The organism is Bacillus sp. V33-4 (assembly GCF_002860225.1).
Taxonomy (GTDB): Bacteria; Bacillota; Bacilli; order Bacillales; family Cytobacillaceae; genus Bacillus_BJ; species Bacillus_BJ canaveralius.
Window position 1 is genome coordinate 35,380 of sequence record NZ_PGVC01000004.1, and the last position, 23,706, is coordinate 59,085.

Sequence of the window (23,706 nt, forward strand, 5' to 3'; positions counted from 1 at the left end):
TGGTCTCAAAGAAATGATAGACCCGAAAACATAAAAACCCTCTAAAATAGAGGGTTATAAAATATATCCCGTTACAGGCTAACCGCGATCATATAGAACAGATAACGAATAGAATGAATGAAGCTGGAAATATCCTAATCACCATTATACTTCCATAATTTCTTTTTCTTTATCTTTTGTAATCTGGTCGACTTTGCTGATGTACTCGTCTGTGAGTTTCTGGATATCATCACCATAACCTCTCAGGTCATCTTCTGTAATCTCACCATTTTTCTCAAGCTTTTTAAGATCATCATTTGCATCACGGCGGATATTTCGGACAGCCACTTTTGCTTCTTCGGATTCTTTTTTAACAAGCTTTACAAGCTCCTTGCGCCGTTCTTCAGTTAGCTGTGGAATTGTAATTCGAATCAGTGAGCCATCATTTGTCGGATTGAGGCCAAGATCTGACTTTTGAATGGCTTTCTCAATTCCACCTAATACGGTTTTATCGTATGGCTGAATAACAAGTACACGTGCCTCAGGAACACTAATTCCTGCTAATTGGTTTACCGGTGTAGGTGCTCCATAATAATCGACAGTAATTTTGTCCAATAAAGACGCATTTGCTCTTCCTGCACGAATGCTTGCCAGTTCACGTGTGTAAGCCTGAATCGCTTTCGTCATTTTTTCTTTAGTATTGGAAATAAGCTGCTTTGGCATTAATTTTTCCCCCTGACTACCGTACCGATGGTTTCTCCCATTACGGCGCGTTTAATATTTCCTTGTTCCATAATTGAAAATACGATCAATGGAATATTGTTATCCATACACAATGAAGATGCAGTTGAGTCCATCACCGCCAGTCCTTCCTTGATGACATCAAGATAGGATAATTCATCGTATTTCTTGGCATTTTTATCGACCCGAGGATCTGCTGAATAAACGCCGTCCACATTGTTTTTCGCCATTAAAATGACGTCTGCTTCAATTTCCGCGGCACGTAAAGCAGCTGTTGTATCTGTGGAGAAGTAAGGATTTCCTGTTCCGGCTGCGAAAATAACAACCCGTTTTTTTTCTAAATGGCGAATGGCGCGTCTGCGAATATATGGCTCGGCTACCTGGCGCATTTCGATTGAAGTCTGGACGCGTGTTGCTACTCCAACTTGTTCAAGGCTGTCTTGCAGCGCCAATGAGTTCATCACCGTCGCAAGCATGCCCATGTAATCAGCTGTTGCCCGGTCCATACCCATTTCACTGCCGATTTTGCCACGCCATATGTTTCCGCCGCCAACAACGACTGCTACTTCAACGTTGAGCTCAGCCAACTCTTTCACCTGTTCGGCGACGGATTTAATGACAGCTGGATTAATGCCAAAGCCCTGTTCTCCAGCTAAGGCTTCACCACTTAATTTTAAGACAACGCGTTTATATTTAGGGCTGCTCATAGGAACCTCCATTATGTAATTAAAGCATCTATATTTAACGTTTCATTGTTTCCAAGAAAATGAACGCTTCGTCCTTGAAAAACAGGGAACACATAGTGTCCCCTGAAATTGGAAAAATTACCGATTTCGAACCTAGATTCTGCACGGCTTTGCATGCTATTTCAGGTAGATCGAAAACTTCATTTGCGGTCGTTTCTATTTTTATTTTTTCACCTGGTTCATTACTTCTTCTGCAAAATTCTCTTCACGCTTTTCTAATCCTTCACCGACTTCGTAACGGACAAATTCACGAACCGTTGCACCTTTTGACTCAACAAACTGGCGAACTTTTTGATCCGGATTTTTAACAAAAGGCTGATCAAGCAGACAAACATCCTCAAAATATTTTGAAAGGCGGCCTTCGACCATTTTTGCAACAATATTCTCAGGCTTGCCTTCATTTAACGCCTGCTGCGTTAATACCTGGCGCTCGCGGTCAACTTCTTCTTGAGACACTTCTTCACGAGAGACGTATTTAGGGTTAAGCGCAGCGATGTGCATGGCAACATCCTTCGCTGCTTGCTCTTCAGTTGTTCCTTCTAGAACAGTTAACACACCAATGCGGCCGCCCGCATGCAAGTATGCACCAAAAGCATCGCGATCTGTCTTTGTTTTTACTGCAAAGCGGCGTAGAGATAATTTCTCACCGATTTTTGCGATTGCAGCATTAATATGCGCCTCAATTGTTGCACCATTGTCCATAGTTTGCGCTACTGCTTCTTCAACAGATGCCGGCTTGTTCTTTAGAAGATGGTCAGCAAGTTCCTTAACAAGAACCTGGAATCCTTCATTTTTCGCAACAAAGTCCGTTTCTGAATTCACTTCAAGGATCACTGCGTCATTTCCTTCAGTAAGGATGTAAGTAATCCCTTCAGCAGCGATTCGGTCCGATTTTTTCGCAGCTTTGGCGATTCCTTTTTCGCGAAGGTAATCAATTGCGTTTTCCATGTTGCCGTCAGTTTCTTGAAGCGCTTTTTTGCAGTCCATCATGCCGGCTCCAGTTTTTTCACGTAATTCTTTTACCATTTGAGCAGTAATAGCCATAATGATAGTTCCTCCTTGAATGTTGTTATGTAAAATATTTGGTGGATCATCTTTAAAAAAAGGTGATAAAGGGTGCTCCCTATTATCACCTTCTTAAATTTAACGATTAAGCAGTTGTTGTAACTTCTTCGCCTTGCTTAGCTTCTAAAATAGCATCTGCCATTTTACCAGTAAGAAGTTTCACTGCACGGATTGCGTCATCGTTTGCAGGAATGACTACATCAATTTCATCCGGATCACAGTTTGTATCAACGATACCAACGATCGGAATGTTTAATTTATGAGCTTCTGCAACAGCGATGCGCTCTTTGCGTGGGTCGATGATGAAAAGAGCATCAGGAAGAACTTTCATATCTTTAATTCCACCCAGGAATTTTTCTAAACGTTCTTGTTCTTTTCTTAATTGAACAACTTCCTTCTTAGGAAGAACTTCAAAAGTTCCATCTTCAGACATTCTTTCGATATCTTTCAAACGTGAAATACGCTTTTGGATTGTTTCAAAGTTTGTTAAAGTACCACCTAACCAGCGTTGGTTAACATAGTACATACCAGAACGTAGAGCTTCCTCTTTAACTGAATCTTGAGCTTGCTTCTTCGTTCCAACGAAAAGGATTGTACCGCCGTTACCAGCAAGTTCCTTTACGTAGTTGTAAGCTTCTTCAACCTTTTTAACTGTTTTTTGAAGGTCGATGATGTAGATACCGTTACGCTCAGTGAAAATGTATTTTTTCATCTTAGGGTTCCAACGGCGAGTTTGGTGTCCGAAATGTACACCTGCTTCAAGCAATTGCTTCATTGAAATGACTGACATGTTTTTTCCTCCTAGTGGTTTTGTTTTCCTCCGCTCGCATCATCTTTATACTGCAACTGCCTTTGGCAGCACCAGCAGCATAAATCCGCAAACGTGTGTATTAACACCATGTCATAATATAGCATATGTCTAAATCACAATCAAGTTATTCCTGCTGTTTTTGATTAAATTTAAGCAAAAGCTCAATTTCTGTTTTGCCTTTGTGCAGTTTTTTGGCAATTTCAGCAGGATTAAGCCCCTGTTCCCTCAGCCTGAAAATCTGGCTTAACTGCGTTTCTTCCTGCTTTGCCCCATTCACGCTCTGATCGTTGGGATCGGCTGGCGGGGGCGTGTCAATTCCTGTCTCATCTACCTGATTGCCGCTATTTTGTTTGTATGCTTTTACGGCATGATAAGCTGTCGCTTTCCCAATTCGCAAGGAGCTGTCAGCCAGCGCGATTGCATTGTCAGCATCGGGGTTGAACTCTTTGTTGCCAGTACCTTCGTCTAATACCGAAGATAAGCCTTTATCTTGGACGATGAAGCGGCCAGTTTCGCTTTTCAAGCTAAATTTTTCGATAAACCGTTCGTTATCTTCTTTCATTTCCAGTAAATAAGCAGAAATGATTTCTTCCATTTCGCTAATCAGTCTGGCCTGGTTTTTTTCCGCCTCAAAAAAACGGTTTTGCCGCAAGTACAGTAAAATGATTGCCAAAATGGCAACCACATTTAAAATAAAACTAATAAACAAAAAGAATGTTGTCACGATATCCCTCTATCCGCTGTAATCAATAATCGTTCCTTTATATGGATGAAGCTCTTTCGCTGCTTTTTTGTCTTTTTCCTGTTTGCTTTCCTGTTTTGAATGATCTTCCTGCTTTTTGGATTGATCCTTGCTCATTTTCACTTCGCCCTTGTGCTCATTCTTTTGTACAGCCTTTCGCTGTTTTTCTACGTTTTTCTGGACGCTCTCAGCAGCATGCTCAATGAGATGCTGACCCCGTTGCTGAAGTTGCTCCTGTATTCGTCCAGCATCCTGTGTCCTTGGAAGGGCGACCTGCATCTCGATCGATTTAAGGCTCAAGATTATCACTTCCCTTCGGAAAGACTCCTGCGTTAAGTTTATATAAATCTGCTGACGCACCTTCTCTCGGGCGCAGCAGTTTAAATCACTTTATCAAGTGCCTGCCTCAATTTATACAGTGCTTTTGAGTGGATTTGTGATATTCTCGATGTCGACAGGTCCATCACTTGGCCTATTTCAGTCAGCGTCAGTTCTTCTTTGTAAAACAAGCTCAACACAAGCTGCTCTTTGTCATTCAGCTTTGTGATCATTTCCGTCATTTCAGAAATAATTTCATTCTTAACGATTTTCTCTTCGGGAGTTTCTGTCTTATTGTCTTTTAATACGAAGGATTGGCTTTCAGAATCATCCTGATCTGCCGGCTGCTCATCCATTGAAAGAACATTGGCAAAAAAATGCTCATTCATCGTGGTATAAACTTCTTCTTCTGTTATAGCCAGTTCATCAGCGATTTCCGCTACTGTCACATTTCTCATATTTCTTTGCTCCAACAGTTCGGTGGCAGCTTCTATTTTTTTTGCTTTGTCCCTGGTGCTTCTCGGCAGCCAGTCCTCTTTCCGCAATCCATCGAGAATCGCGCCACGAATCCGAAAAGAAGCGTATGTATCAAATTTAAGTTCCCGGTCTGGGTCGAATTTTTCTAACGCATCATATAATCCAATCATTCCAAGACTTCGTAAATCATCCCTTGAAACGATTTTAGGAAGGCCGACCGCTATTCTTTGCACATGATAACTTACGAGCGGAATATATTTCTTGACTAATAGATTCCCAGCCTGCGCGTCGCGATGTTGAACCCACTTATTCCATATTTGTTCATCGCTTGTTGAAATCTGTGTCATGGCAATCCTCCTTATACGTCGTCCACCTTCAATTATTGCTATTATACCAAATTATTTCCTCTATTAATATAAGCTTAGATGCTTGTTTTACAGGCAAAAACTAGAAGTTTTTTTGTATTTTCCAAACTCTGCTTCTTTTTTATATTGCGTCAATAAATAAAAATCAGCCCGTATTACACGAATGCAGGCTGATTTTTGCGGGATTATTAAAAGTGCCGAATTGTTCAGGAATTTTTTTATATAGGATCGATCATCTTCAGGTATTGGTCCTTCCCGTTTATTACAACTCGTGAATCCCCTTGTTTACAGTCCGAATCTGCAAAATACCTGTACTAGGATTAAATTCAATCGTCCGACCGCTATTTCCACCTAAATCTTCCCCGGCAAGCGGGATATCTAAAAAGGCCAGTTCCCTTTTCACAGCTTCAACGTTTCTCGGGCCAATTCTCATCATGTCATTTGTACTCGCAAATTGAAACATTTGCGCCCCGCCAGCCATTTTGGCTTTTAAACTGTTTGGGCGAGCCCCGTTTCTGGCCAATCCTGACACGAGTTCTTTTATGGCAGTATCGGCATACTTTGCAATATTAAGCGTACCTGTTTTCGCAAGAGAAGAATCCGGAAGCATAACGTGGGCAAGTCCGGCAATCTCCATGATTTGGTCGTACACTACTACTCCGACACAGGAACCCAGACCGGATGTTCTGATAAGATGGGGTGCCTTTACAATATTCATATCAGCTATCCCTACCTTAACAATCTGTAAGCATTCATTCATCGCCTGCAACCCCTAATGCCTTAAAAATAATCTGAAAAGATTCCGGATCTGGCAGCAGGAAAAAGTGTCCTCTTACACTCTCAAAATCTTTCATTTCATCCTCGTTCAGAGCGGTGTCAATGACAATGGCATAATCGCTGACCTGGGAAAGCTCTATTAATCCATAGCTGATAATCGCACCTACCATATCAATGGCTAAAGCAGGCACCGACGGGTATAGAGATAGATTGGTAAAATCAGATAATGACGAAAGGTACGAGCCTGATAAAATATTTCCAAGCTCCTGCAATGCCGACATAGCCAGCTCGTCATATGGCGGGTTATCAAAGCTGAACCCGGAATCACCGATCATTTGCCTAATAAAAGCGGCTGCCTGTTCAAGCGGCAGAACAAAGAACATACTGCCGGGCGCATCCCCTTCAATCCGCAAAAACACGCTGGCAACTACATTTTCCGACCCTCCGGCCATTTCCATCATTTCATCAAAAGAAACAACTCTGACATTTGGCACTCTCATGTCTACTTTTTTATTAAGTAGCGTGGACAAAGCGGTCGCTGCATGTCCTGCTCCAATATTGCCAATTTCCTTCAAAATATCGAGGTGCATGTTGGAGATTTTTTCGATAAACATTGAATTATCCCTGAATTCCGGCTAAAACATGAGTCTCTTCAGTACTTAACACCTTTTCCAGATCGATTAAAATTAATAATCTTTTGTCAATCTTGGCAACTCCGCTTATATATTGTGCTTCTAAAACACCGATTACTTCTGGAGGAGGCTCAATCGCTCCTGCCGGTATATCGATGACATCATTTGCCGCATCAACAATAAGGCCAACTTCCATGTCTTCCAAAGCAACAATAATCACACGAGTGCTGTCGCTATGGTCCGTTACTTCGATTTCAAACCTGCTTCTGAGGTCAATAATCGGTGTAACCACTCCTCTAAGATTAATAACCCCTTTTACAAATGGATATGTACGCGGAACTCTCGTAATATGCTGTACTTTTTCAATCGAACGAACCTGGCTGACAGGTATCGCATACTCTTTTTCTTTAAGTTGGAAGATAATCACTTTCATTTCTGCCGTTAAATTGTCAGACATATGGCTTCACTCCTTTTTATAAAATCCAGTCTAGTTTTCCAAGTCAAGCCCAGGACAACCCGGGCTGAACCACTATTTAATCAAAGCATTACAATCGACAATCAAAGCAACCTGTCCATCTCCAAGGATTGTAGCTCCTGAAATCGCAAACACGCTGTTTAAGTAATTTCCTAATGATTTTAAAACAACTTCCTGCTGCCCGATAAACGAGTCAACAACAAGGCCAGCCATTTTATCCCCTTTTCGGACGATGACGACAGAATAAAATTCATCATCTTCATTATGTCCAGGCACATCGAAAACTTCCTTCAGGAATAAAAGCGGTACGACGCGGCCGCGGAAATCGATGACCTTCTCATTATGTGAGTACAAAATTTCTTCTTTCTTGACGATCGCTGTTTCAATAATCGAAGACAGCGGTACGGCAAATTTTTCTTTTTCAATTTCAACGAGCATAACCGCAATGATCGATAGTGTCAGTGGCAGCTGAATCGAGAAGACAGAGCCTTCGCCCTCTTTTGAATCTATCGATACCGATCCGCCGAGGGATTCAATCGTGCTTTTTACAACATCCAATCCGACTCCGCGTCCGGACACATCGGAAATTTTATCAGCCGTAGAAAAGCCGGAAGCAAAAATAAGTTCATAGATTTGCTTTTCTGTCAGTCCTGCAGCAGCTTGCTCTGTGATGATTCCTTTATTTAAAGCCTTTTGCAGAACCTTATCCTTATTAATACCGGCGCCATTGTCTTCAATCTCAATGAACACATGGTTGCCGCTGTGGAATGCTTTTAATACGACTGTACCTTCTTCACTTTTTCCTTTAGCGATTCTTTCCTCGGGCGTTTCAACACCATGGTCAATCGCATTGCGAAGAAGATGGACTAACGGATCACCAATTTCATCAATCACGGTCCGGTCAAGCTCTGTTTCTGCACCGATAATCTCTAAAGCTATCTTTTTATTTAAATCGCGGGCAAGCTGGCGAACCATGCGCGGAAAACGGTTAAAGACGGTTTCTACCGGCACCATGCGCATATTCAATATAATATTTTGCAAGTCTCCCGAAATCCTGGACATTCTTTCGATCGTTTCGTGGAGTTCCTGATTATTCAAGTCGCGCGATATTTGCTCAAGGCGCCCTCTATCAATGACAAACTCTTCAAACAAATTCATCAAAATATCGAGTCTTTCAATATTAACCCTGATCGTTTTACTGCTATTATTTGCCTGTTTGCCTGTGCTGGTTTTTTTCTTATTATCTGCCTCGGCAAGTTGTGTCGGCGACTCGGCTGTGTCCACTTCGTTCGCAGCAACTTCCGTTCGGACCACGTCCGCACTTTCCCGATCATTTTGGCGGTAGGCTTCCAAGACAATCGGAGTTGCTTCTGCCTTTTCCACTTCGGAAACCTTCATGATTTTCTTCTGAATGTCCTCTTTTGGTTCCTTTGAAACAATCGTGACGGAGAATTCCTGGTCAAATTGTTCCTCTTCAAGCTGATCAACAGAAGGCGTTGATTTGATTACTTCACCAATCTTCTCCAATACTTCGAAAATCATGAAGACTCGGGCAGCTTTTAGCAGGCAATCTTCCCGTAAAGCAATCGCAATTTCGTACGCTTCAAAGCCTTGCTCTTTTGATTGTTGAAGTACCGTTAATTCAAATTCATCATAATCGTTTTTCGCTGAGGCAGAACCTTCCGCTACAGCAACAGCAACTTCTGCTTTGCTTGTCGGTTCAATCGGGCTTTGGCCGAGTTCAATCAATTTCAACTTGTCGACAACCTCGGTAACATTGCGCCTTCCGTCTCCCCCTTCAGCAATCGACTGGACCATCGCTTCAAGATCATCGACCGCCAAAAAGATAACATCCAAAATTTCAGCGCTAAACGAAATTTTTTCATTGCGGATCGCATCAAGAACGTTTTCCATCTGATGGGTCAGGCTCGCCAAATCTTCGTAGCCCATTGTAGCCGACATTCCTTTCAACGTATGTGCAGATCGGAATATCTCATTTACAATCGCTAAATCCTGAGGATTTTTCTCAAGCTCCAGCAGGTGCTGGTTGCATGATTGCAAATGTTCTTTGCTTTCTTCAATAAAAACTTCTAAATATTGGTTCACTTCCATATGTCTTACACCCCTCGGCTGTTAAACGTATTTCATAATCGTTTCAGCAATATTTTCAATACTTTGTACTTCATCAACAAGTTTTGTGGCTATTGCAGCTTTGGGCATGCCGAAAACAATCGACGTTTCCTGAGATTCAGCTATCGCTTTCACCGTCCCATGCTTTTTCAATGCAGCCAGGCCCATTGACCCATCAGAACCCATGCCTGTCATAATGACGGCTACTTTTGAATAATCCGTAATATGACTGACTGATTCAAACAAGACATCAACAGAAGGACGGTGTCCCCCATGCGGTGCTGTTTGGTCAAGCTGGACAGCCAGGCTTGTTCCGACTGCTTTGATTTTTAGGTGATAGCCTCCCGGAGCAATATAAGCAACCCCGTTTCTGATAATCTCACCAGCTTCTGCCTCTTTAACTTGAATTTCCGACAATGAGTCCAATCTTGATGCGAGCGACTTCGTAAACCCCGCCGGCATATGCTGGACAATCAGGATCGGTGCTGCTATCCGGGCAGGTAATCTTGTTAAAACTTGCTGGAGCGCCCTTGGTCCACCTGTCGAAGTACCTATACAAATCATTTTTTTCCCAACCTGATTCCATTTACTAAATCGATTGGATTGCCTACAATCCTGACCGGTTAGTTCTATTTTACTATAATCCGCTACAGAATGAATAGAATTATTTCCAGATGATGATAATTTTGCCGCCTGCTTGATATTTGCCTTACTGGCGTGGAGAACTTTTTCGATTAAATCTTCTTTAACTTTATGTAAATCCAGCGAAATCGAGCCGGAGGGTTTTTGGATAAAATCAATCGCACCATATTGCATCGCCAGCATCGTATTTTCAGCCCCATCCCGGGTGGTGCTCGACAGCATCACCACAGGTACCGGGTTTTCTTTCATAATCTGCTGCAATGCTTCGAGCCCGCTCATAACGGGCATCTCTATGTCCATTGTCACAACATCGGGTTTCAGGTCACGAATTTTTTTTATCGCATCTTCACCGTTTCGGGCTGTACCGGCGATATGTATACGCGGGCTTTCGGAAAGAAAGTCCTGGATCAATTTCCGCATAAATGCTGAGTCATCTACAATTAACACGTTTATTTTTTCCACACTGCCGCCTACCTCTCGAACAGGAATCTCTTTAGCCTTGAGACAAAATGAAAACCTCTGGAAGCAGAGTTTTCTGAACGGTCAACGGCCAGGTTCACATGCCGTCTCGCGATTTCCTTTATAGCCCGGGCCGCAGCCGCTTTATCATTGTAGACAAGCAGCGGTGTTTGCCTGGCAACGGCAAGCTGAACGTTCCGATCATCGGGAACGACCCCAAGCGTGCTCAGTTCTCTTCCTAAAAATCTTCTTGAAACTGCCATCAGTCGCTGCTGAGTGTCAAGCCCCTCTTGTTCTGAAAAAGCACGATTGACAATAATTTTTAACGGAATTTCCGAATCCAGCAAATGAATATATTTCATGATTGAATAGGCGTCAGTTATCGAAGTTGGCTCAGGTGTTGTGACCACAAAGACCTCATGCACCGACCGCAGGAATTTTAATGATTCTTCATTTATGCCTGCACCCATATCAAATAAAAGGTAGTCATAATCATCAATGACCATTGTTAAATCTTCGACAAATTTCTCCACTTTGTGGTCTTCTAATTTGAAAACCTGCGAAAGACCAGTTCCGCCTGCAATATAATCCATGCCCTCAGGTCCCTTTGAAACAATATCTGCAAGTCCCGCCCTGCCTGAAAAATAATCAACGATTGTATAATCGCTTGAGCTCCCCATTAAAATGTTCAAGTTTCCCATGCCGATGTCCATGTCAAACACTAAGACGCTTATTCCAGTTTGCGCAAGGGCTACCGAGAAGTTCAATGAAAAATTCGATTTCCCTACGCCGCCTTTTCCGCTTACAACAGCTATCGTTTTAGTCGTTTTCCCTGCCTCATGTCTCTTCAGCCTTTTTCTTAAGATTTCCGCTTGATCATTCATGTCGTTCGACCCCAAGAACCGTATTGACAATGACTTCTGCCGTTGCATGCTTCATGTCATCGGGAACATTTTGTCCGTATGTTAAAAAAGCAATCCCTGTACTATGTTTGTCGATCATGTTGATCATTGCGCCATAGCTTGAAGTTTCATCTGTTTTGGTAAAAATGAGTTTATCGATGTGGATAAGCGAAAACTGTTTATAAATCTCTTCCATATCCTCCTGTTTTGAAGTTAATGAAAGGACCAGGAAGGTTTCGATTTCCTTTTCAAAGTCGACAACCGCTTTTAAATCTTCGACATATTGCCTATTGCGGAAATTGCGGCCGGCCGTGTCGATCAGCACTGTGTCGTAATCTGCAAATTGGCTTGCTGCTTTCTGAAAGTCATCGAAGTTGTAGCAAACCTCGATCGGTACGTTCAAAATTTTCGCATATGTCTTTAACTGTTCGATTGCGGCAATCCGATACGTGTCCGTCGTGATAAACGCGACTTTTTTGTTATGGGCTAAAATGCAATCGGCTGCCATTTTCGCCAATGTTGTCGTTTTGCCGACTCCGGTTGGGCCGACCACATTTACGTACTTTTTCGTAAAAGTGATCCCTCCAAATTGAAGAGATGAAATACGCTTCATTAACTCAGCCTTTAGCCAGGCAAACACTTCCTGATCATCCGCAGTCGCCCCGCCTGTATACCAGTTTGAGACTAATACCGACAATATGTCCTTTTGAATTTCTGTGCTTATTCCCTGACCAGACATTAATTTTTGTGCGTTCAGGACTGGTTCAGGATAAGAAACAGCATTGTCAGAGCCCCCAAAGCGGACACTGCTGATCAGTGAACGCAGTTCATTAATCTCCCTCGCCAATTCGGGTGGTGCTTTCGCTTCCGGATCTGAACCCTTTCCGGTGTACACCTTGTTGAAAGGAGAATCTGCACGACCCGATTGCTCCGGTTTAACGGGAACGTTTTTTTGTTTTTCTTTAATTACCGGAACCTGCGCAGTTTTCGCGGCAGGGTCGACAGCCGCGATGACTTCAATATTCTTTTTCTTAAAAAAGCCGAAAATTCCGCCAGTCTGGATCATTTTTGAATTTAGAATGACAGCTTCGCTTCCTAATTCTGCTCGAATCGCTTTCATCGCTTCGGGCATTGAAGGAGCAATGTATTTTTTCACTTTCATTACGCACTCACCACCCCGACACTTTGTACTTCTACATTTGCTTCCAGTTCATTGTAAGAAAGGATCGGTATTTGTGGAAAATACCGTTCGGTTAATTGCCGTACATACATCCTGACCGCAGGCGAACAAAGGACAATCGGTGTTTGTTCCATCAACGATAATTGCTCTACCTGTGAAGCAAGAGATTCTAAGATGGTTTGGGACGCAGCCGGATCGATCGATAAAAAGTTTCCATGCTCCGTTTGCTGGATTCCATCTGCGATCAGCTTCTCAGCTTTCCCAGAAAACGTGACAACCTTTAAAGAATCGCCATGTGAATATTGACTTGTAATTTGCCTTGCAAGAGCCTGTCGTACATATTCGGTAAGCAGATCAGTGTCCGTTGTGACTTTTCCAAAATCAGCCAAAGTTTCAAAAATGATCGGCAAGTTACGAATTGACACATTTTCTTTAAGCAGCTTGGCCAATACCTTTTGCACTTCACCTACCGACAATGGATTCGGCGTCACTTCTTCAACAAGAATCGGATAACTTTCTTTTAAATGATCGATTAACTGCTTCGTTTCCTGTCTGCCGAGAAGCTCATGGCTGTTCGCCTTGATCAGCTCCGTTATATGTGTTGACACAACGGAAGGCGGATCAACAACGGTATATCCGAAAATCTCAGCCTGTTCCTTCATTTCCTCGGTTATCCATTTAGCAGGCAGCCCAAATGATGGTTCGATTGTATCAATCCCCTCAATCGAGTCATCTTCACCGCCGGGGCTCATCGCTAAATAATGATCAAGCAGTAATTCCCCTCTTGCCAGTTCATTTCCCTTAATTTTCAGCCTGTACTCATTGGGCTGAAGCTGGATATTATCGCGGATCCTTACGACCGGGATCACAAGGCCAAGTTCAATCGCCAGTTGTCTCCGGATCATCACGATCCGATCAAGAAGATCGCCGCCTTGATTTGTATCTGCTAAAGGGATCAGCCCATAGCCGAACTCGAACTCGATCGGATCGACATTTAACAGATTAACAACACTCTCGGGGCTCTTCATTTCGTCCGTTTGAATTTCTTCTTCGATTTCCTGGAGCTGCTCTTTATTCTGTTCAGGCGAGCGTGACATCATATAACCACCAAATGCGAGCAAGCCTGCAAGCGGAAATGTATAAATATCATTAATCGGCGTTAGCAAGCCGAGTAAAAAGATCGTCGCAGCCGTGATATAAAGCATTTTTGGAAAGGCAAACAACTGTGAAGTAATATCCTGTCCAAGATTTCCTTCTGATGCTGCCCGGGTGACGACGATACCGGTGGCAGTCGAAATTAACAACGCCGGGATTTGCGTCACAATCCCGTCCCCTACCGTTAATAGGGAAAAGTGGGTAGCAGCTTCAGCAATCGGCATCCCCTGCTGGAGCATCCCGATGATAATCCCAAACGTCAAATTGATCAGCACGATGATAATGCCGGCAATCGCATCACCCTTGACGAATTTACTCGCCCCGTCCATCGCTCCGTAAAAATCAGCTTCCCTGCTAATTTTGTCACGGCGCTCGCGGGCTTCATGTTCGGAAATCATCCCGGCATTAAGGTCAGCATCAATACTCATTTGCTTGCCGGGCATTGCATCAAGGGTAAAGCGGGCCGCCACTTCTGATACACGCTCAGATCCCTTCGTAATCACAATAAACTGAATGACAACCAAAATTAAGAAAACAACCAAACCGACAATTACGTTTCCGCCGACAACGAAATCACCGAACGTTTTGACAACACTTCCGGCATTTCCGTTAGAAAGAATCGCTCTTGTCGTTGATACATTCAGGGCAAGACGAAACAGCGTCAAAATTAATAATAAAGAAGGAAATATCGAAAACTGGAGCGGTTCACTCATGTTCATGGTTGTAAGCAAAACTAGCAAAGCTAAAGAAATGTTAACTATGATTAACACGCTTAACAACCATGGTGGAAATGGAATGATTAGCATTGCCACGATTAAAATTACACCCAGCAATACCGATAAATCTTTTGCTGACATACCAATTCTCTCCTAACTCGCCCCGGTAAAATTTAAAACCATAAAGGGTAAAAACACATTGCGTTACATTTTATTTTTAGTTTTGTAGACAAAGGCAAGGATTTCGGCAACCGCCTTAAAAAACTCTTCAGGAATTACGTCGCCGACTTCAGCCTGGCTGTATAAGGCCCTGGCTAACGGGCGGTTTTCGACAGTTACTACTTCGTTTTCTTTTGCAATAAATTTAATTTTTTGGGCAACATAGTCTACTCCCTTTGCGACGACATATGGAGCATCAAGCTTTGCCTCGTCATATTTAAGTGCAATCGCATAATGCGTCGGGTTCGTGATCACGACATCCGCTTTCGGAACCTCCTGCATCATTCTCCTCATCGCCATTTCCCGCTGACGTTGCTTTATTTTCGACTTAATAAGCGGGTCACCTTCAATGTTTTTATGCTCATCTCTGATGTCCTGCTTTGACATCCGAATGTTTTTTTCAAAGTCATACTTTTGATAAAAATAATCAAGCACCGCTAAAAACAGCAATGCTCCGGAAGCAAACAAGCCCATTTGCAAGGTTAAGCCCGCAATCGTAAGCATGGCTGCCCCAACCGATTTTTGCGAAAGAATTAAGATCTCATCAATTCTTTGCCATAGTACCGTAAAGGTGACGATTCCAACAAAGCCAATTTTGAGGATCGACTTCAGCATTTCAACAATAGCCCTTAATGCGAAGATCCGCTTAAACCCTTTGATCGGATCAATTTTATCAAGCTTGAACTGGATCGCCTCAGTAGAGAACAAAAAGCCGATTTGAAAATAATTGGCGGCTACACCAGCGATCATCGCAATCAGCATGATAGGACCAAGAAACAAAGCCAAATCTTGCAAAATGTCAAGAAGAAGAACATGGATATTGCTTTCGGTAATCTCAAGCAGCATATATTCTTCTAAAGCATGAACCACTAAATACAGGGTGATATCCAAGAAATACGATCCGGCGAACCCAAAAAACAAAAACACGGCCAGCAATACAACTGCTGTATTAATATCCTGGCTTTTCGCCACCTGCCCTTTTTTCCTGGCGTCCTGGCGCTTTTTTGGTGTTGCCTTTTCTGTTTTTTCGCCGGCAAAAAACTGCAGGTCTAACGAGAGGAATTTCATCTATGCCCCCCCAATTAAGTCCATTAAGCCCCGCATCGTCGTCAGCATCATTTCAAAGAGCTGGGACACACTTAGCATTAATACACCCATCACGATAATGAGGACGATTAGACCGACACCAATCTTGAGCGGAAGCCCGACGACAAAAACGTTTAACTGCGGTACGGTTCTGGCGACAATCCCCAACGCCACATCGACAAGAAACAAACAGGCGACAACCGGTATCGACATCTGGAAAGCAATCACAAACATCGAATTAAACGAGCGGGTTACAAACTCGGCAATATTTTCATCTCCGAAGGGGATCCACGCCTGATCGATCGGTATGAATTGATAGCTGTAAAAGATGCCGTCCAAAAGCAGGTGGTGTCCATTAACTGCCAAAAGTAACAAAAGTGAAATCGTGTATAAATATTGACCCATTAATGGGCTTTGCGCACCCGTTTGCGGATCGATTACATTGGCAATCGCAAACCCCATCTGAAAATCGATCAAGCCCCCGGCGATCTGCACTGCCGAAAGGATTAAGTAGGCAATAAAGCCGAGCACCAGCCCTACTAAAGCTTCTTTTATGATTAGTAAATAGAAAGCCCCATTTATTTCAAAAGTTGGAGCTTCTACTGTATAAAACATGATCCAGGCCAGAAAAAAACCCAACCCTATTTTATGACTGGTAGGAATCGTCCGGTAGGAAAAAAGCGGCATCAACAAAAAGAAAGAAGTTACCCTTACGAATATTAGTAAAAATGCCGGGAATTCCGGAAGCAAATCTAGCATAAAATCATCCTACGAATCTAGTTAAGTTTGAAAATATTTCATTTGTATATGACAGCATATGGCTGAGCATCCAGGGCCCGAAAAAGACGATGCCGAGCAAAACAGCAACAATTTTCGGAACAAAAGCGAGTGTCTGCTCCTGGATTTGTGTAGTTGCCTGAAAAATGCTGACTATCAAGCCAACAACGAGCGCGACAAGCAGCAATGGCCCGCAAATGATCAGCACCATATAGATACCGCGTTCAGCAATCGAAATGACCGTATCAGATGTCATCTATTTTCACCCTCTTAAAAGCTTTGTAAAAGCGACTTCACTACTAAATACCAGCCATCGACCAACACAAACAGCAATATTTTGAATGGCAAAGAAATCATGACCGGGGGCAGCATCATCATCCCCATCGACATCAGCACGCTGGCGACGATCATATCAATCACTAAAAATGGAATAAAAATCATAAAGCCAATTTGAAAAGCCGTTTTAATTTCGCTGATTGCAAACGCCGGTACGAGAGCCGTTAATGGAATGTCTTCGACGGATTCTGGTGTATCAGCCTTGGCGTACTCCAAAAACAAAGCAAGGTCCTTTTGTCTCGTATGGGCGCTCATAAACTCCTTAAACGGACCCGAAGCCCGCTCATACGCCTGCTCGAGGTTAATTTCCTCATTAAAAAGCGGTGTGAGCGCCTGTTCGTTTACCTCTTGAAAGGTCGGTGCCATAATAAAAAAGCTTAAAAACAAGGATAATCCGATCAGCACTTGTGTCGGCGGCATTTGCTGGGTTGCAAGCGCCGTTCTGACAAAGGAAAGAACGATAACAATTCGTGTAAAACACGTCATTAAAATAAGAATACTCGGTGCCAGTGACAGGACGGTTAAAAGCAAAATCAATTTTACCGATGTGGAGACGTTTTCGGGAGAACTCGAATTAAAAAACTCTAAGAATTCATTCATTTCCTGTCTTTCCCTTTCTTCTCCATCTCTTCATACAAGCTTGTCCTGCCTTTTTTAAATTCATCAAGCTGGCGCTTCAGCATCGATTGAAACTGACTATTTCCTGCACCGTCCGTTTTTTTCCTTCTCGTTCTTTCAAGTAACCTTGTCACAATATCGCTCGGCCCGGCAAGCTGTTCAATCCTACTGTTATACTCTGAGAGGATTTGCCGATATTCTTCAGGATCGTCAATTTCTGTTAGAAGCTCAATGCTTTCACCGACACCAACCACGAGGAGGCGGTTGCCGACCTTTATAATCTGAACCGAGCGGTTCGAGCCCAAATTGGTTCCGCCGATATTATCTACAAGCTGTGAACTTTTGTATGTTTGACTTTTTTTATTAATAAATTTAAGAACAACATAAAGAAGCCCTATAACAAAAAGAGTCGTAAAAATCATGCGCAGAAAATCCCAAATCGTTAATCCAACCGTACTTTCCACAGCTTTCGTTTCGGTTTCCGGCTTGGTTTCCGGCTGATTTTTGAGTTCTTTTTCACTGCAGTTGTCAGGGTTCTCCAGGCATTCCTTCACGCTGTTATTCATTTGCTCTGCTGAGGCCCAAGCTTCTGAGCCCAGCAAAACAAGAATAATCAGCAGCAACACTTTTAACGTTTGTCTTGTTTTTTGCAATGCGCTGCACCTCTATAAAAAAATAATTCCTTATCCCAACGCTTTAGAGATTGCTTCTATTACTCTATCAGCCTGGAATGGCTTGACGATAAAGTCCTTTGCTCCTGCCTGGATCGCATCAATAACCATCGCTTGCTGCCCCATTGCAGAACACATAATAACCTTTGCATTCGGATTAATTTTTTTGATCTCTTTAAGGGCGGTGATACCGTCCATTTCGGGCATTGTGATATCCATTGTGATTAAATCAGGCTGGTTTTCCTTATATAACTCAACAGCCTGAGCGCCATCAGCCGCTTCGCCGACAACCTCATAACCGTTTTTAGACAATATATCCTTAATCATCATTCTCATAAATGCTGCATCGTCTACAATTAAAATTTTATGTGCCATTCTGTCTATAAACCCCCTAGTTTTATCTTAACTTTTTAATTCGGTCGCTCTGGCTGATAATGTCAGTCACCCGAACGCCAAAGTTTTCATCAATTACAACAACTTCGCCCTTGGCGATAAGCCGGCTGTTTACAAGAATATCAACAGGTTCACCGGCAAGCTTATCAAGCTCAATTATCGAACCTGATGACAGTTCGAGAATTTCTTTCACGGAACGCTTCGTTCTGCCAAGCTCCACTGTCACCTGTAATGGTATATCAAGGAGCATATTGAGGTTTTTCGACTCTGACTCTTGAAGCTGGTAAGGTTCAAAGCTTGAAAACACGGCTGGCTGCACATTAGGCTGGCTTCCAGCCGGATAGCCTGCACCGAAATGCTGCGGTCCTGCTTGATAATTCATCCCCTGCTGCGGCATTGAATATCCTTCTGGCACCTGCTGCTGATAAGCCGCCATTTGCGGCATGCCAGGCTGCGGCTGACCCGAATATCCACTCACTGACTCTTGCTGGCTTCCAGAAGTGCTTGGTTTATGCGGTGGGCTGCTGGCAGCGGAATCCGCTTTTTCGATTGCTTGCTGCACTTCTGGTTCTTCGCTCGGATTTAATAATTCCTGAACGAGATTCTTCGCAAATTCAAGCGGAACGAGCTGCATGATGCTCGAATCGATTAAATCCCCGACCTTTAATTTAAATGCTATCTTTACAAGCATATCCTCGTCGGGAATCCGATCAGTACCTTCACCATGTTGGACATCTAAAATATCAATCGACGGCGGGGAAATATCCACCCGCTTTTTGAAAATCGTTGACATCGAGGTTGCCGATGAACCCATCATTTGATTCATCGCTTCCTGTACGGCACTTAACTGGATTTCCCCCATCAGTTCGGCCGGATTTAGGCCATCGCCGCCAAGCATTAAGTCAGCAATAATCGCTGCGTCACTCTGTTGGATGACAAGGAGGTTGCTTCCCGAAAAACCTTCTGTATAGCTGACTTGAATGGCAACATAAGGGTGAGGGAATTCATCAGGAAGCTGTCGCTTCGGAATGATGGAAACAGTCGGTGTTGTGATATCTACTTTTTGATTTAACAGAGTAGACAAGGCAGTGGCTGAGCTGCCAAATGATATGTTTCCGATTTCCCCTAATGCGTCCTGCTCCATGCCTGTCAAATATTCCTCGACATTAAAATCCGCGTCTGACACACTATGTGCGTCGTCGTCTGTACCCCTTAAAAGAGCATCTATTTCGTCTTGAGAGAGCATGTCATCGCTCACCATCATCGTCTCCCCCTTTCAAGGCTTCAATTACTTGAATGGCTAATTTTTTGTTTGTTCTTCCTGGTTGTCCCCGATATTTCGGTATTTCACCGACTTTTATCGTCAATGGTTGTTCGATTGGCTGGTTCAGTTCTATAACGTCCCCTACATCAAGCATCAGAAAGTCTTGAATTGAGATATCGGAAATGCCAAGCTCTGCAATGATCGGCAAGTATGCTTCCTGAATCCGCTGCTCCAAAACCGCAATTTCCTGCGGCTCCCTGTCCTTCTTGTCGGTCTGCATCCAATAGTGAACAGATAGTTTTGGAATGATTGGCTCCAATACAACGTGTGGAATACAAATATTGATCATTCCACTCGTTTCACCAATCGTCGTATTCAAGGAAATCACGACAACTGTTTCATTTGGCGACACCATTTGCAGAAATTGCGGATTGACTTCGAAATCTGCCAGAATTGGATCTATTTCTGAAATATTGCTCCATGCCTCCTGTAAATGTTCAAAGGCTCTCTCGAATGTATTGGACATAATTTTTGTTTCAATCTCAGTCAAATTCTCAACCTTGTTAATACTCGAGCCTTTGCCGCCCATCATCCTGTCCATCAATGCATAAGCGATATTTGGATTGACTTCCATCAAAATCCTGCCTTCCAAAGGCGGAACATCAAATACATTTAAGATCGTCATTTTTGGTATGGAACGGATAAACTCCTCATAAGGAATTTGATCGGCAGATGCCACGCTGATTTGCACATAAGTTCGCAGCTGGGCCGAGAAAAAAGTCGTTAGCAGTCTTGCAAAGTTCTCATGGATTCTCGTTAAGCTGCGGATTTGATCCTTTGAAAACCGCAGCGCTCTTTTAAAATCGTAAACTTTTACTTTTTTCTCGGACTGCTCTTTCTTTAATTCATCAGCATCCATTTCACCCGTTGATAAAGCGGATAAGAGGGCGTCTATTTCATTTTGTGATAAAACCTCTCCAGACATAAAACCTCACCTCCATGTTTTCAGTCGTTAAATCGTTGGTAGTTTGCTTTCCATTACTGGAGGAGAGATTGGGTTATATAAACCTTTTTAACTTTGCCTTCAAGCATCAGGCTGTTGATTTTTTCCTTTAGCGTCTCTTCAAGGCCGATCTTGCCATCTTTCCCTTGTAATTCTTCAGATTCCCTTTCTGACAGCTCTTGAATAATGATGTTTTTTACTTGAAAATCACGTTTCTCCAGCTCTTCTTTCGCCTTCTTGCTGTCTGTTTCGATTTTAAAAGAAATCTTAATAAAATCATTACCTTGAAGATTTGTCGTTATTTCAGGAACGTCAACGGAAGCTTCAAGAACTTCTTCAATTGACGGCTCTTTATGTTCACTTTCCCCGTTTACTTTTAATACGACGACAAGCGCGACAGCCCCGACTAGTGTGATGGCAACAAGCAATATTAACATAATCATTAACAGCTTATTATTCTTCATTTTCATTTCCCTCCAACTGTTGTTGTCCTAGAAGGTTGACAGTTTGGTAGAATTTCTCTATCAATTGCAATACATGCTCTTCTGTCTCCTTCACGACATATTTGCGGCCGTTTGTCAAAGTTATAGTCGTATCAGGAAAAGACTCGATCGTTTCTATATAAACTGCATTCATCGCAAAGCTTTTTCCATTTAAACGAGTTACCTTTATCACAGTATGTATCAGGGCTAAAGGCTTTGCACCTTTAGGCCCTGTCCCTCCCTTAACCTATCGTTTTAAGTTGACAAGCTCTTGTAAAATTTCATCAGAAGTCGTAATGATTCTCGTGTTTGCCTGGAATCCACGCTGTGCTGTAATCATTTCCGTAAACTCTTCTGATAGATCTACGTTCGACATTTCCAGTGATCCTGATTTGATCGAGCCACGGCCGTTTCCAGGGGTATTAATATTGGCTACCCCTGAGTTGACTGTTTCCTGGAACAAGTTGTTGGCCGCTTTCGTTAAACCGGAAGTGTTGCTGAACTTTGCTAGAGCCAGCGTTCCAAGATCCCTGATTTCCCCGTTTGAGTAGATTCCGTTTACTTCCCCGGAAGGACCGATGTTAAAGCTTTCCAAATTCCCGGCAGTATTCCCGTCTGGATTTGCCATTGCTGTAATCGAGTCACCGGTGTTTGTCAGGTTTGTCAGACTTAAGGTAACTGCCTGGTTGTCGGTTGCAGCCGGGCCTATCGGAATATCAAATGGATTTACATCTGCCAAATTGGCAAAATTAATTGGCTGCGCAGCAGATGATCGAGCTGGATTAAAATTTCGGTTAGTAAAAGTGACTTCCCATTGTGAAGTAGTAGTATTCAATGCGAACTGGGCATCGACAACCTGGGCAGTACCAGTAGCATCAACAACTTTGATCTGTTGTGTAGCAGGATTGCTGCCATTTGCCGCAGCTGGAAGGTTTCCTGCCAGCTCGATGCGATTGGTGATTTTAGCCGGCAAGATCGCATTAACGTTCACGGTGATATCGCGAAGCACACCATTGTCATAGGCCTGGACTTTTAAGCCATCACCGTTGACCAATGTACCTTCATTATCTAAGTAAAAGTTTCCTGCCCGTGAATATAACTGGTTTTCACCTTGGCGGACAATAAAGTAGCCGTCTCCATCAATTCCGAGGTCAAGCGAGCGCCCGGTAGTTTGGAGGCTTGATCCTGTATGGACCGTATCAATTGTTGCCAGCGTTGAGCCCAAGCCTACTTGTACTGGATTTGTTCCGCCGCGGTTTGCCTGGGCGGCACTTGCACCGGCAATGGTCTGATTCATCGTATCTTTAAAGGTAACACGGCCTTTTTTGTAGCCGAATGTATTTACGTTGGCAATATTGTTGCCGATCACATCAAGCTTTGTCTGAAAATTTTTCATTCCGCTAATTCCTGAGTACATTGAACGTAACATGTGTAAAACTCCTCTCTAATATAAGCTGCTTCTGTCAGTCCACAGCTTTTGGCTTCCTTATCCAGGTCCAGCCGTTTAGTTTTCTAAAACAATTGTTCCGTCTATATTGGTGAAAATTTGCGTGGAAGCTTCATCACGATCCATAGCCGTAATCACCGTATTGTTCCTGGCACTTACAATTAAAGCGGCATCCTTTAGCAGCACGAGGGATTCTTTTACACCCATTCGTTTTGCTTCCTGCACTTTCTTCTCGATCTGGCTCCAGCGCTGATCATCGATGCGAATATTTCTTTGCTGCAGGCGCTCGCTTGCATGTCTGCTGACAGCCAGCTTTTCTGAACCAATCGCAGTTTGCAAGTGCAGCGAAAAAGAATTTTGCCCAACAGGCTTTGCTTTATTGTTACGATATTGGTGGTTCGTTACGGCTGGTGATTGAATCGGACGATACACTGGCTTGTCCATCCAACCACTTCCTTACTCTATTTTTGTAATCTGGGAAGAGACGATTTTCGTTCCGGCTTCATCATTAAGCTGGAATAATATTTTACCGTCTTTAAACGACACCGATTTAACGATTGCTGCCAATTCTTCCTTTTTGTCATTAACATAGCTGACTGTTTTGCCGATCAGCATGCTGGCTTGCAGCAAGCTGCTTTCTTTAGATACTTCGTTAATTTGTGAAATATTGCCTGGTTCGAGAATTGTTCCGTCTTCAAGAATGAAATTCGCTTTATTGTCTTTGAATTGCAGGGAAGCAACTCGCCCGCTTCCTTCCTGAATGACCGGGTCAGCGTTTGGATCTTCCGATTCAATCACTTTATGCCATGTTACTTCTTTGCCGACAAACTGGCTGAAAGCAACGAGCTGGTTTTGTTCTTGTGCTTCCACAAAACGATTAATCGAAGTCCCCATATTTGTAATCTGCTCAAGTGTGCTGAATGTAGCCATTTGCGCCACAAAGTCTTTATCTTGCATCGGGTTCATCGGATCCTGGTTTTGCAGCTGTGTCATTAAAATTTTAAGAAAGTCATCCTTTCCTAAAATATCGGAACCGGTTTTGCTCTTACTATCTTGATAGTTTCGTAATAGTAGCGATGAATCAATCGTATTTGTCAT

Annotated in this window: 28 protein-coding genes; all 28 read right to left on the minus strand. The window is 43.0% G+C overall.

Annotation, left to right across the window (positions count from 1 at the left end; all coding sequences use genetic code 11):
* Window positions 1-144: 144 nt before the first annotated feature.
* Window positions 145-702, minus strand: a complete 558-nt coding sequence (frr, locus tag CVD23_RS02260) for a ribosome recycling factor (protein WP_101665059.1) — start codon at window positions 700-702, stop codon at window positions 145-147.
* Window positions 702-1,427 (minus strand): UMP kinase, encoded by a 726-nt coding sequence (pyrH, locus tag CVD23_RS02265; protein ID WP_101576650.1) that lies wholly within the window; start codon window positions 1,425-1,427, stop codon window positions 702-704. The genes frr and pyrH overlap by 1 nt, the downstream gene beginning before the upstream one ends.
* A gap of 201 nt (window positions 1,428-1,628) precedes the next feature.
* The gene (tsf, locus tag CVD23_RS02270) at window positions 1,629-2,510 is read right to left on the minus strand and encodes a translation elongation factor Ts (protein ID WP_101665061.1); all 882 of its coding nucleotides are present in this window, start codon (window positions 2,508-2,510) and stop codon (window positions 1,629-1,631) included.
* 106 nt (window positions 2,511-2,616) lie between these two features.
* Window positions 2,617-3,321, minus strand: a complete 705-nt coding sequence (gene rpsB / locus CVD23_RS02275) for a 30S ribosomal protein S2 (protein WP_101576647.1) — start codon at window positions 3,319-3,321, stop codon at window positions 2,617-2,619.
* Between the two features lie 145 nt (window positions 3,322-3,466).
* On the minus strand, window positions 3,467-4,066 hold the full coding sequence (locus CVD23_RS02280; RefSeq protein WP_101665063.1) for a hypothetical protein: 600 nt from the start codon (window positions 4,064-4,066) through the stop codon (window positions 3,467-3,469).
* Window positions 4,067-4,075: 9 nt separating this feature from the next.
* Entirely contained in the window at window positions 4,076-4,384 is a 309-nt protein-coding gene (locus CVD23_RS02285; RefSeq protein ID WP_101665065.1) for a hypothetical protein, read from the minus strand.
* Window positions 4,385-4,464: 80 nt separating this feature from the next.
* The gene (locus CVD23_RS02290) at window positions 4,465-5,226 is read right to left on the minus strand and encodes a FliA/WhiG family RNA polymerase sigma factor (RefSeq protein WP_101665066.1); all 762 of its coding nucleotides are present in this window, start codon (window positions 5,224-5,226) and stop codon (window positions 4,465-4,467) included.
* Window positions 5,227-5,506: 280 nt separating this feature from the next.
* The gene (locus CVD23_RS02295; protein WP_101576643.1) at window positions 5,507-6,004 is read right to left on the minus strand and encodes a chemotaxis protein CheD; all 498 of its coding nucleotides are present in this window, start codon (window positions 6,002-6,004) and stop codon (window positions 5,507-5,509) included.
* Window positions 5,997-6,635, minus strand: a complete 639-nt coding sequence (locus tag CVD23_RS02300) for a chemotaxis protein CheC (protein WP_101665067.1) — start codon at window positions 6,633-6,635, stop codon at window positions 5,997-5,999. Before CVD23_RS02300 ends, CVD23_RS02295 begins: the two co-directional genes overlap by 8 nt.
* A 4-nt stretch (window positions 6,636-6,639) precedes the next feature.
* Window positions 6,640-7,110, minus strand: coding sequence for a chemotaxis protein CheW (locus CVD23_RS02305; protein WP_101576641.1), 471 nt, complete (start codon window positions 7,108-7,110; stop codon window positions 6,640-6,642).
* Between the two features lie 72 nt (window positions 7,111-7,182).
* Window positions 7,183-9,240 carry a chemotaxis protein CheA gene (locus CVD23_RS02310; protein WP_101665068.1) on the minus strand — a complete coding sequence of 686 codons (2,058 nt, stop codon included), beginning with the start codon at window positions 9,238-9,240 and terminating at the stop codon, window positions 7,183-7,185.
* A gap of 21 nt (window positions 9,241-9,261) precedes the next feature.
* A complete protein-coding gene (locus CVD23_RS02315) occupies window positions 9,262-10,362 on the minus strand; it encodes a protein-glutamate methylesterase/protein-glutamine glutaminase (RefSeq protein ID WP_101665069.1) in 1,101 nt (366 codons plus the stop codon).
* A gap of 8 nt (window positions 10,363-10,370) precedes the next feature.
* Window positions 10,371-11,243, minus strand: coding sequence for a MinD/ParA family protein (locus CVD23_RS02320; RefSeq protein WP_101576638.1), 873 nt, complete (start codon window positions 11,241-11,243; stop codon window positions 10,371-10,373).
* Complete coding sequence (gene flhF, locus CVD23_RS02325; protein WP_101576637.1) at window positions 11,236-12,423, minus strand: flagellar biosynthesis protein FlhF; 1,188 nt, start codon at window positions 12,421-12,423, stop codon at window positions 11,236-11,238. The genes CVD23_RS02320 and flhF overlap by 8 nt, the downstream gene beginning before the upstream one ends.
* Complete coding sequence (gene flhA, locus CVD23_RS02330) at window positions 12,423-14,453, minus strand: flagellar biosynthesis protein FlhA (RefSeq protein WP_101665070.1); 2,031 nt, start codon at window positions 14,451-14,453, stop codon at window positions 12,423-12,425. Before flhA ends, flhF begins: the two co-directional genes overlap by 1 nt.
* A gap of 63 nt (window positions 14,454-14,516) precedes the next feature.
* Complete coding sequence (gene flhB, locus CVD23_RS02335; RefSeq protein WP_101665071.1) at window positions 14,517-15,599, minus strand: flagellar biosynthesis protein FlhB; 1,083 nt, start codon at window positions 15,597-15,599, stop codon at window positions 14,517-14,519.
* Window positions 15,600-16,376, minus strand: coding sequence for a flagellar biosynthetic protein FliR (fliR, locus tag CVD23_RS02340; RefSeq protein WP_101665072.1), 777 nt, complete (start codon window positions 16,374-16,376; stop codon window positions 15,600-15,602).
* 4 nt (window positions 16,377-16,380) lie between these two features.
* Window positions 16,381-16,650, minus strand: coding sequence for a flagellar biosynthesis protein FliQ (gene fliQ / locus CVD23_RS02345; RefSeq protein ID WP_101576633.1), 270 nt, complete (start codon window positions 16,648-16,650; stop codon window positions 16,381-16,383).
* A 14-nt stretch (window positions 16,651-16,664) separates the two neighbouring features.
* Complete coding sequence (gene fliP, locus CVD23_RS02350; RefSeq protein ID WP_101576632.1) at window positions 16,665-17,330, minus strand: flagellar type III secretion system pore protein FliP; 666 nt, start codon at window positions 17,328-17,330, stop codon at window positions 16,665-16,667.
* Window positions 17,327-18,001 carry a flagellar biosynthetic protein FliO gene (locus tag CVD23_RS02355; protein ID WP_257987881.1) on the minus strand — a complete coding sequence of 225 codons (675 nt, stop codon included), beginning with the start codon at window positions 17,999-18,001 and terminating at the stop codon, window positions 17,327-17,329. The genes fliP and CVD23_RS02355 overlap by 4 nt, the downstream gene beginning before the upstream one ends.
* Before the next feature lie 30 nt (window positions 18,002-18,031).
* A complete protein-coding gene (locus tag CVD23_RS02360) occupies window positions 18,032-18,394 on the minus strand; it encodes a response regulator (protein ID WP_101665073.1) in 363 nt (120 codons plus the stop codon).
* Between the two features lie 22 nt (window positions 18,395-18,416).
* Window positions 18,417-19,673: a flagellar motor switch phosphatase FliY gene (gene fliY, locus CVD23_RS02365; RefSeq protein ID WP_101665074.1), complete on the minus strand. Its 1,257-nt coding sequence runs from the start codon at window positions 19,671-19,673 to the stop codon at window positions 18,417-18,419.
* Window positions 19,660-20,661 carry a flagellar motor switch protein FliM gene (gene fliM / locus CVD23_RS02370; RefSeq protein ID WP_101665075.1) on the minus strand — a complete coding sequence of 334 codons (1,002 nt, stop codon included), beginning with the start codon at window positions 20,659-20,661 and terminating at the stop codon, window positions 19,660-19,662. Before fliM ends, fliY begins: the two co-directional genes overlap by 14 nt.
* A gap of 53 nt (window positions 20,662-20,714) precedes the next feature.
* Window positions 20,715-21,143: a flagellar basal body-associated protein FliL gene (fliL, locus tag CVD23_RS02375; protein ID WP_101576628.1), complete on the minus strand. Its 429-nt coding sequence runs from the start codon at window positions 21,141-21,143 to the stop codon at window positions 20,715-20,717.
* Window positions 21,133-21,354 carry a flagellar FlbD family protein gene (locus CVD23_RS02380; RefSeq protein ID WP_101576627.1) on the minus strand — a complete coding sequence of 74 codons (222 nt, stop codon included), beginning with the start codon at window positions 21,352-21,354 and terminating at the stop codon, window positions 21,133-21,135. Before CVD23_RS02380 ends, fliL begins: the two co-directional genes overlap by 11 nt.
* A gap of 54 nt (window positions 21,355-21,408) precedes the next feature.
* Window positions 21,409-22,590, minus strand: a complete 1,182-nt coding sequence (locus CVD23_RS02385) for a flagellar hook protein FlgE (protein ID WP_101665076.1) — start codon at window positions 22,588-22,590, stop codon at window positions 21,409-21,411.
* A 75-nt stretch (window positions 22,591-22,665) separates the two neighbouring features.
* A complete protein-coding gene (locus tag CVD23_RS02390) occupies window positions 22,666-23,052 on the minus strand; it encodes a TIGR02530 family flagellar biosynthesis protein (RefSeq protein WP_101665077.1) in 387 nt (128 codons plus the stop codon).
* Between the two features lie 12 nt (window positions 23,053-23,064).
* Entirely contained in the window at window positions 23,065-23,706 is a 642-nt protein-coding gene (gene flgD, locus CVD23_RS02395) for a flagellar hook assembly protein FlgD (protein WP_101576624.1), read from the minus strand.

Excerpts from the sequence above, each read along its gene's own strand:
- flhB (WP_101665071.1), bottom strand. The coding sequence starts at position 15,599 with ATGAAATTCCTCTCGTTAGACCTGCAGTTTTTTGCCGGCGAAAAAACA.
- CVD23_RS02290 (WP_101665066.1), bottom strand. The coding sequence starts at position 5,226 with ATGACACAGATTTCAACAAGCGATGAACAAATATGGAATAAGTGGGTT.
- tsf (WP_101665061.1), bottom strand. The coding sequence starts at position 2,510 with ATGGCTATTACTGCTCAAATGGTAAAAGAATTACGTGAAAAAACTGGA.
- frr (WP_101665059.1), bottom strand. The coding sequence starts at position 702 with ATGCCAAAGCAGCTTATTTCCAATACTAAAGAAAAAATGACGAAAGCG.
- fliY (WP_101665074.1), bottom strand. The coding sequence starts at position 19,673 with ATGGTGAGCGATGACATGCTCTCTCAAGACGAAATAGATGCTCTTTTA.
- pyrH (WP_101576650.1), bottom strand. The coding sequence starts at position 1,427 with ATGAGCAGCCCTAAATATAAACGCGTTGTCTTAAAATTAAGTGGTGAA.
- rpsB (WP_101576647.1), bottom strand. The coding sequence starts at position 3,321 with ATGTCAGTCATTTCAATGAAGCAATTGCTTGAAGCAGGTGTACATTTC.
- CVD23_RS02390 (WP_101665077.1), bottom strand. The coding sequence starts at position 23,052 with ATGGACAAGCCAGTGTATCGTCCGATTCAATCACCAGCCGTAACGAAC.
- CVD23_RS02295 (WP_101576643.1), bottom strand. The coding sequence starts at position 6,004 with ATGAATGAATGCTTACAGATTGTTAAGGTAGGGATAGCTGATATGAAT.
- fliQ (WP_101576633.1), bottom strand. The coding sequence starts at position 16,650 with ATGACATCTGATACGGTCATTTCGATTGCTGAACGCGGTATCTATATG.
- flhF (WP_101576637.1), bottom strand. The coding sequence starts at position 12,423 with ATGAAAGTGAAAAAATACATTGCTCCTTCAATGCCCGAAGCGATGAAA.
- CVD23_RS02320 (WP_101576638.1), bottom strand. The coding sequence starts at position 11,243 with ATGAATGATCAAGCGGAAATCTTAAGAAAAAGGCTGAAGAGACATGAG.
- fliM (WP_101665075.1), bottom strand. The coding sequence starts at position 20,661 with ATGTCTGGAGAGGTTTTATCACAAAATGAAATAGACGCCCTCTTATCC.
- flhA (WP_101665070.1), bottom strand. The coding sequence starts at position 14,453 with ATGTCAGCAAAAGATTTATCGGTATTGCTGGGTGTAATTTTAATCGTG.
- fliL (WP_101576628.1), bottom strand. The coding sequence starts at position 21,143 with ATGAAGAATAATAAGCTGTTAATGATTATGTTAATATTGCTTGTTGCC.
- fliP (WP_101576632.1), bottom strand. The coding sequence starts at position 17,330 with ATGAATGAATTCTTAGAGTTTTTTAATTCGAGTTCTCCCGAAAACGTC.
- CVD23_RS02305 (WP_101576641.1), bottom strand. The coding sequence starts at position 7,110 with ATGTCTGACAATTTAACGGCAGAAATGAAAGTGATTATCTTCCAACTT.
- CVD23_RS02385 (WP_101665076.1), bottom strand. The coding sequence starts at position 22,590 with ATGTTACGTTCAATGTACTCAGGAATTAGCGGAATGAAAAATTTTCAG.
- fliR (WP_101665072.1), bottom strand. The coding sequence starts at position 16,376 with ATGCTAGATTTGCTTCCGGAATTCCCGGCATTTTTACTAATATTCGTA.
- CVD23_RS02300 (WP_101665067.1), bottom strand. The coding sequence starts at position 6,635 with ATGTTTATCGAAAAAATCTCCAACATGCACCTCGATATTTTGAAGGAA.
- CVD23_RS02310 (WP_101665068.1), bottom strand. The coding sequence starts at position 9,240 with ATGGAAGTGAACCAATATTTAGAAGTTTTTATTGAAGAAAGCAAAGAA.
- flgD (WP_101576624.1), bottom strand. The coding sequence starts at position 23,706 with ATGACAAATACGATTGATTCATCGCTACTATTACGAAACTATCAAGAT.
- CVD23_RS02360 (WP_101665073.1), bottom strand. The coding sequence starts at position 18,394 with ATGGCACATAAAATTTTAATTGTAGACGATGCAGCATTTATGAGAATG.